This is a genomic window from Dellaglioa sp. CoH-57-MRSF-16, from assembly GCF_056782055.1.
The window spans coordinates 23,419-31,103 of the sequence record NZ_JBXAXZ010000008.1; the positions used below are offsets into that span (position 1 = coordinate 23,419).

6 protein-coding genes are annotated in these 7,685 nt (G+C 34.1%); 2 read left to right on the plus strand and 4 right to left on the minus strand.

What is annotated here, in order from left to right:
* Positions 1-53: 53 nt before the first annotated feature.
* The 4 genes from AC1RPH_RS07190 to AC1RPH_RS07205 all read right to left on the minus strand — a co-directional run bounded on the left by AC1RPH_RS07190 (position 54) and on the right by AC1RPH_RS07205 (position 6,054).
* Positions 54-1,499, minus strand: coding sequence for a sensor histidine kinase (locus AC1RPH_RS07190; protein WP_481761933.1), 1,446 nt, complete (start codon positions 1,497-1,499; stop codon positions 54-56).
* Positions 1,499-2,224: a response regulator transcription factor gene (locus AC1RPH_RS07195; RefSeq protein WP_481761934.1), complete on the minus strand. Its 726-nt coding sequence runs from the start codon at positions 2,222-2,224 to the stop codon at positions 1,499-1,501. The genes AC1RPH_RS07190 and AC1RPH_RS07195 overlap by 1 nt, the downstream gene beginning before the upstream one ends.
* A gap of 159 nt (positions 2,225-2,383) precedes the next feature.
* Positions 2,384-3,805, minus strand: coding sequence for a hypothetical protein (locus AC1RPH_RS07200; RefSeq protein WP_481761935.1), 1,422 nt, complete (start codon positions 3,803-3,805; stop codon positions 2,384-2,386).
* 2 nt (positions 3,806-3,807) lie between these two features.
* Positions 3,808-6,054 carry a transglycosylase domain-containing protein gene (locus tag AC1RPH_RS07205; protein WP_481761936.1) on the minus strand — a complete coding sequence of 749 codons (2,247 nt, stop codon included), beginning with the start codon at positions 6,052-6,054 and terminating at the stop codon, positions 3,808-3,810.
* Between the two features lie 398 nt (positions 6,055-6,452).
* Between AC1RPH_RS07205 and AC1RPH_RS07210 the strand changes: the two genes are divergently transcribed.
* Positions 6,453-7,190: a peptidylprolyl isomerase gene (locus AC1RPH_RS07210; RefSeq protein WP_481761937.1), complete on the plus strand. Its 738-nt coding sequence runs from the start codon at positions 6,453-6,455 to the stop codon at positions 7,188-7,190.
* Positions 7,191-7,263: 73 nt separating this feature from the next.
* On the plus strand, positions 7,264-7,590 hold the full coding sequence (locus tag AC1RPH_RS07215; RefSeq protein WP_409022267.1) for a heavy metal-binding domain-containing protein: 327 nt from the start codon (positions 7,264-7,266) through the stop codon (positions 7,588-7,590).
* The last annotated feature ends 95 nt before the right edge of the window (positions 7,591-7,685 follow it).

Consider the following 7,685-nt stretch of genomic DNA (forward strand, 5'->3'; position numbering starts at 1 on the left):
AGAACGATTTCTATTTGTATATAGAAATCATTCTTTAATAATTTTTTAACTATTTATTCATTTTCTTGATTTGGAAACGTCAATGTAAACGTTGTCCCTTTTCCTTCAGTACTCATCACTTCAACTTTTCCGTTATGAAGTTGCATTAATTGATGAACAATTGATAATCCCAATCCTGATTCTCCGTACTTAGTACTCTTACGAGATGGATCTGCCTTGTAGTAACGTTCCCAAATATTTTCTAGCTGGTCTTTTGTCATGCCAATACCTGTATCAGTAATCCTAAAGATACTTTCATGGTAACCACGTTCAGCTGAAATATGAATCGTTCCTGATTGAGTGAATTGAATGGCGTTTTGCGTAATGTTAAAAATAACTTGCACAAATCGATCGTAATCCGCAAAAACCATTAAGTTTTTAGGAACACTTAATTCAATCTTATCGTCGGCTTCTATTGCTTTTTTTGTTAGTTGTTCAACGATGTTATTCAAAACAATAACCGCATCAAAATTACTTGGTGCTAGCGTAATTTGATTTGTCCTAATTTTTTCATAGTCTAAATTTTCATTGACTAATCGGATTAATCGCTTAGTTTCACTTTGCATTAGTTCAATGCTCTTCCCTTTGCTCTCTTCTGGAATTGCATCGTATGCTAGCCCTTCAAGTAGTCCGTTAATAGTTGTCAACGGTGTACGCATTTCGTGTGCAGCGTCAGCCATAAATTGTCTACGACGTTCTTCTTGACGTTTTATTTCTTTCTCTGATTCTTTCAATGAAGAAACCATGCCATCAAAATCTTGTGCCAAATCATCTATTTCATCTCGATGTCTACTTTCGATATGCACATCAAAATTACCATCAGCAACCATTCGAGTTGCACGTCTCAATCGATTAATTCTAGAAACAGAGTATCTCGCTAAAAGATAACTCAAAATAATTCCAGCGATAACAGAGACAATAAACGCAATAACCAAATTCTGAGTCATTTGACTCATATTGGATTGAATATTAGAAACATTGGCTCCAACCGATATAACCGCATATAATTTACCATTATAAAAATAAGGTTTCAAAATATCGGTCATATTAATTGCTTTCATATCTGTTTTTAATTGTCTATTAATATGCGGTGTACGGTGAACAACTTCACCATTTTCCAATTTTTTCCACTGCTCACTTGTAATATTGTCCTGTACCGCATTATCAGGATAGATAATTTTAGATTTTTTAGTATAAATAGTAAATCGAACATTTTGCGTTTTTAAAATTAATTCTGCATTTCTTAAATTATTTAAGTTTAAATTAAATTGCGTTTTTGAATCGGTTGTTTTTAAAACCATTGATTCTGACATTAAACTATCCGAGTAACCTTCCAATTGTGTCCATGTATTTTTATAGACCATATCACTCGTGAAATTTAAAAATAAAGCGCCAAATACAATGACCAATGTAATAATAACCGCGAAGAATGCTAACATTTGCTGATAAAGTAGCTTCATTAGTAACCAGCTCCTGAGTCATCAAATTTATAACCGACACCCCACACCGTTTGAATAACTTGTGGACCCACTTTTTCAATTTTTTGACGTAATTTTTTAATATGTGCATCAACTGTTCGTTCATCACCAAAAAATTCATAATCCCAAACTAATTCCAATAGTTTTTCTCTTGAAAAGACTTGTTTTGGTTTATTGGCCAACGTTTTCAACAAATCAAATTCTTTTGGTGTTAAATCATGAATTAAAACGTCTTGTAAGTATGCTTCTCGACGAGCTGTACTTAATTTAAAGTGAGTTGTGACAATATCAAAACTAGTACTTTCATTTTCTGTTTCATCGTCAGTTCCAACACTTGGTTTTTCTGCCCGGCGGTGAAGGGCCTTAATTCTAGCAATCAATGTTATTGGGCTAAAAGGCTTTGTTACATAATCATCTGCGCCCATTTCTAATCCAAGAACTTGATCACTTTCGGTATCGCGTGCCGTTAAAATAATAATGGGGACATTAGCTGAAACTTTTCGAATCGTAGAACTGACTTGCATGCCATCCATACCAGGCAAATTCAAATCAAGCGTAATCATATCCCAACTATCCGGATCTTCATTAAACATAGCAACAGCATCATTACCATCATAAGCGTACTGAACGTCCCATTTTTCTTTTTGAAAAAACATCGACATCATTTCAGAAACTGCCTTATTATCCTCTACCATCAATAATTTCATATTATTCCTCTTTCATTTCCAATTTAATGAAAATCATAATCTTATCTGCTACTTTGAGCGGTCTTATATTCCATTAGTATAACTAAATAATATGAATATTTTTAGTTTTTTTTCGTAATATATTTTAATACCATCAATTTTAATGTATTGTAACTACTTTTACTGTATTTTAGTAGCTGATGAACTGCTTACCTGGCTTGTACTACTACTAATAGCACTTGATTCTGAACTGCTTACGGCTGTATCTGATGACGCGTCGGCTTCTAAACTAGAGCTTGTTTCATCCGTTGAACTTGATTCTTCTACAGAACTTGCCTTTGCCTCCTGGCTTGATGCGCTGGATGACTTTTTACTTGCTCCCGAGTAAATTTTATTTGCTGAAGTTCCCTTATAACTTTGGTGTTGGATAATTACCTTTAATTTATCTGTTCGCTTAAGTAAGTTTCCTTCACTCGGCTCCGATAATATCATGTTTTTCCCAGACCATTTCTGTACAAATACAATTTCTATATGGTTTTTGTTGGCCCACTTTTGCGCTTCCGATTGAGATCCAAATTTAGGAACTTTTATATAAATTTCAGCTTGTTTCTTATCTTCAGCCTGTTTTTTTAATGCATGAGATAAAGTTTCTTCAAGTGAAACCAACTTTTTATCGGCTTGTTTCTTATCTGAAAGATCTTTTTTATAATCATCAAATACCTGATACTGCTCTGTCTGTGTGGCTAAATCTTTAGCTATCACTTCTTCAATTTGATTTAAAAAGGCAAGATTATTCCATGAATAGTGTAATTTACTGACAGCATTCGTATAGTCATCTATTTGCTGACTTGTACTTTTTTTCAAGATTTCTACATTACCTGACAAAGGGTCATACGTGGCTGTCTTCATGGCAATGGACATTACACCGTTTATTGCTATTGCATCTTTTGCCAAATTTTTTTGTAGTGTATAAATTCGATTGGCAAATTGATCTTTATTTGAAGAATTAATCAATAACTGATTAATGTACCCAAATTGTTCATTATTCAATTTTTGAATCGTTCCAGGGGTCACATTTACTTTAACTGTTTGTTCATCATCCTTAACAAATACATCTTGGTATAATGAATTCACTTTCACTTTTTTTAATAAATTATCATATTTTGTCTGGTAATCAGCACGTGAATTCTTAGAAATATTTGATAATGTATCATCTAATTTTTTCATTTCACTTGAAGTTGCTTTAGTCGTTAACTCCTCTGTTTTAATGTTGTAACTATCTGCATAAATTTCATTAAACTTTTGTTTTGCTTCTTTAGACTTAACATTAGAGTCGTAGAGTGAGTCTGGCGTTTGATTTGCCATTGTTAATTTTGAATTATCATTTTTGGACCAATCAAGACTAATTTGATACCGATTGATAACCGTATAGACGCTCCAAATACTCAAGCTAACCGCAATAAACAACAAAATACGATACGCCCACTTTAAAAATTGTCGTATCGATTTATGACTAGCTTGTTCTGGTTTAAAATCTGCTTTATTTTCTCGGTTAACAGTTTTTTTTCCTGTTTGCTTTGTCCCTCTTGATCTCGGTTCCATTTTTATTCACCCTCTAACGTCTCTTTAGCCGCCTTAATGCCATCATTAGCCTTGTCTAATTTTTTCTGAACATTATTTAATTTTTTCTGAGTTGACTGCTCCCATGAACCAATTTTATATGCTTCAGGTTTCTTGTGATATGAAGGATCCTCTAATTTTATTTTTAACGTGTCCTCAGCAATCTTTTTAGACAAATACGTTTTATATATTTTAGCTTTTTTTACATCAATTTTTTCTGGCTCTTTAACGCCTAACGTTACTACTTTATCGTTAGGTTCATATTGAGCTGCAAGACCAGTTCCTGACAATTGTATAACAGTTGATGGTTTTGTCCACTCACTATTATCAGCATTCTTTTCTTTTGAAAAATGTACCATTAGGTCACGATATAAATTAACATTTGTCATTGCAGATGCAGCATCAGTAATATAATGTCCTTTTTTCATTGGTTCATCATACCCTAACCACATCGAAATAGAAGTTGATTTAGTGAACCCATTCATCCAGACATCCATATTTGCATTCGCTGGAAATCCCGATGAAGCAGAATAACCGACGGTCCCTGTCTTCATTGCCTGATGAACATTATCAATTCTTGCAGAAGGCGCTGTCCCACCGGCATTAGGTACGCCTTCCATCATTGACGTTAGCATAAATGCTGTTGAGGCCTTCATAGCACGTTTACTATTTACCTCATATTTTTTAACACTATTATCTGAAAATTTTAGACTTGTGACGTAACGAGCCGCATGATAGGTTCCGCCATTTGAAACGGTGCCATATGCTGTCGCCATTTGTTCGGTAGAAACATCGAGTCCAATAGCCTGCGACCCCGCAGGTGCATTATTTTGAGCCATCCCTACTTGTGCTAAAAATTGGCTAGCCTTCGCACTCCCAACAGTATTTAACGTTCTAATTGCTGGTGTATTAGCCGAAACTCGTAATGCGTTTTGCATCGTTATTGATTTATAACTCACTTTATCAAAATTCTGAGCAACAAGATTAGTTCCCGGATAAGTATATGAAGTGCCATCTAAGGCATGTGTGGTTGCCCACCCAAAGTATTCAATAGCAGGGCCATAATCTAATAGTGGCTTAATTCCTGATCCTGACGAACGCTGCGTAGAAATTGCCCGATTATAACTGAAGGCAGTTTTTTGATGACGTCCACCATATTGAGCAACAATATTCCCCGTTTTAGGATCTGTAATTGTAATTGCAGATTGTTCTGCTGAATTTTGATAATATTTTTTATTATCAGCTAATTTTTTAACAGTCGCATTTTGCTTTGAATCAAGCGCTGTTGTAATTTGTAATGGAGTTTTAGCTAAATCGTACCCTTTATCGCTAACTTGTTCTAAGGCAGAAGTAACATAAGCATTATTTTCAAGAATTTTTTTTGTAACAGAATTTTCCATCCAATGGCGTTTCTGTAAATCTTTTGTCACTGATTCTGCGACAGCAATTTTATATTGTTTCTTTGTAATTACCTTATTCTCAAGCCCTGTTTTTAATATTATATTTCGGCGTGTTTGAACGGCTTTAGGGTTTGAATATAAATTATAGGTAGAAGGGGCTTGGCCCAATCCAGCTATAATTGCCTGTTGACTAATACTCAATTGTTTTAAAGTTTTACCAAAATACGTTTCTGAAATGGTCTGTGCCCCATATGATCCTTCGCCTAGACTCATTTTATTAACATAAAACTCTAAAATCTGTTTCTTACTATAATTATGGTATAACTGTTGCGCTAAGAAAAATTCTTTTATTTTCCGGTCTACAGTCCGATCTTTATTACTCGTTGAAAAAACAGTTAATTTAATTAACTGTTGCTCAATACTTGATCCACCTCGAGCTGACCCTTTACCTACAGCTGATTTAATGGAAGAAAGTCCCGCATTAAATAAGCCGGAGGGCGAAAATCCCGCGTCTTTGTAAAATGTTTGATCTTCTGTTGCTAATAACAGATTACTATATGTTTCAGGAATGTCTTTTGACTTAACATAAACTCGTTTATTCAGCGCTGAAGACCAAATTAACTGGCCATCTTTATCATACATATTTGAACTGGCATCAGATATTAATTCCTGACTTGTAACTGTTGGCACGGACTTAATAACTGTCGCAATATAAATACTTATCGTCGTAACTCCTAATAAAAATAAAACACCAAATATTGCAATAACTCTAAAAATCCACGGATGCCGATGACGCCATCTTTCTTTATCTTTCTTATTTTGTTTTACCATTATGCCATCCCCGATTCTGTGACACGAGTCACATCTCTTGCCATGACATTATTTATTATTTTTTCTATGTATAAATCTAAATTTCCCAATTTATTACCAACTAACAAAACGTAACCCCCTACTACTTTTCTTAACAATACAAAATCTGACTAATCCATTTCGATAATTGTATTGTAATCCTCTAACTATGTAAATTTTTATATCGTTCACAATTGATAACGTTCATATAAGTATTAAATCCTCATTTAACCGTGAGTCATCCCCATTTATATATGTTAAATATAACAATCATAATGACTATATACAAGCGCTAAACTGGATGTTTAAGTTAAGACTTGTATAACTTCTACCTCGTACGTTAAACTAGAGTAATTAAATAAAGAAAGTTTGGGGTTAATATGAAAAACAAAAAAATGATTGGTTTAATTGCAGTAATTATTATCATTATTCTTGGGGGAATTGGGTTCTTCTTCTACCATCAAAATGCAGAAACAACAAATGATACGGAAACTACTACTTCTTCATCAAGTGTAGCGTCAAACGTTGAACTACCACAACTTAGTTCAAAAGTAACAAAAAAAGAAGCTGTCGTAGATATTCAGACAACAAAGGGAAATATCAAAATCAAATTATTCCCGGAATATGCACCAAAAGCTGTGAAGAATTTTATTACTCATAGTAAAAAAGGGTACTATAATAATACCCTCTTCCATCGTGTTATTAACGAATTTATGATTCAAGGTGGCGATCCTAAAGGGGATGGTACTGGTGGCGAAAGTATTTATGGTCATACATTCGGTGCTGAAATTTCAAGTAACCTTTACCACATCCGTGGTGCTTTAGCGATGGCACAAACGTCAGAACCTGATTCAATTGGTAGTCAATTCTACATTGTTCAAAATAACCAAGATGTAAGTACCAGTGCTGATATTAAAGATGGCACACCGTCAAAAATTATTGATGCATACAAAAATGGTGGCACACCTTCACTTGATGGTACTTATACTGTCTTTGGTCAAGTTATCAAAGGGATGGATGTTGTTGATAAAATTGCCGCAGTTGCAGTTAATTCAAGTGATAAACCTACAACTAATGTTAAAGTTAAAACAATTAAAGTCCTCCAAGAGACAAAATAATCAGTTCAAATCTGCAGTCTCTTATAAAGTAACTATGTTACTATGAAGATACTAATAAAGGGAGGTTTTATAGATGTCAGATAAAATTCTAGTCGTTACAACGGAAAGTATTCCGGGTAGAGAATATGAAGTAATTGGGGAAGTTTTTGGCCTTACAACACAATCTAAAAATGTTATCAAAAACATTGGTGCCAGTCTTAAAAATATTGTCGGTGGCGAAATTAAGGCCTACACAGAAATGATGGCTGAATCAAGAGATACTGCTATTGATCGTTTACGCGACAATGCAGTAAGCATGGGTGCTGATGCAGTTGTTATGATGCGTTTTGATTCCGGTTCAATTGGTCAAGATATGCAATCAGTTGCCGCATATGGTACCGCAGTTCGATACATTAAATAATGAAAAAAAGTTTCAACAATGTACTAGGCCCTGTCAAGTTGACGGATGAAATAATATAAAATTTAATATGTTTCTAAATGGCTTTATCCCAGTAT

Bases quoted from the DNA above. Each gene is read 5' to 3' on its own strand.
- AC1RPH_RS07190 (WP_481761933.1), bottom strand. From the start codon at position 1,499: ATGAAGCTACTTTATCAGCAAATGTTAGCATTCTTCGCGGTTATTATT.
- AC1RPH_RS07215 (WP_409022267.1), top strand. From the start codon at position 7,264: ATGTCAGATAAAATTCTAGTCGTTACAACGGAAAGTATTCCGGGTAGA.
- AC1RPH_RS07195 (WP_481761934.1), bottom strand. From the start codon at position 2,224: ATGAAATTATTGATGGTAGAGGATAATAAGGCAGTTTCTGAAATGATG.
- AC1RPH_RS07205 (WP_481761936.1), bottom strand. From the start codon at position 6,054: ATGGTAAAACAAAATAAGAAAGATAAAGAAAGATGGCGTCATCGGCAT.
- AC1RPH_RS07210 (WP_481761937.1), top strand. From the start codon at position 6,453: ATGAAAAACAAAAAAATGATTGGTTTAATTGCAGTAATTATTATCATT.
- AC1RPH_RS07200 (WP_481761935.1), bottom strand. From the start codon at position 3,805: ATGGAACCGAGATCAAGAGGGACAAAGCAAACAGGAAAAAAAACTGTT.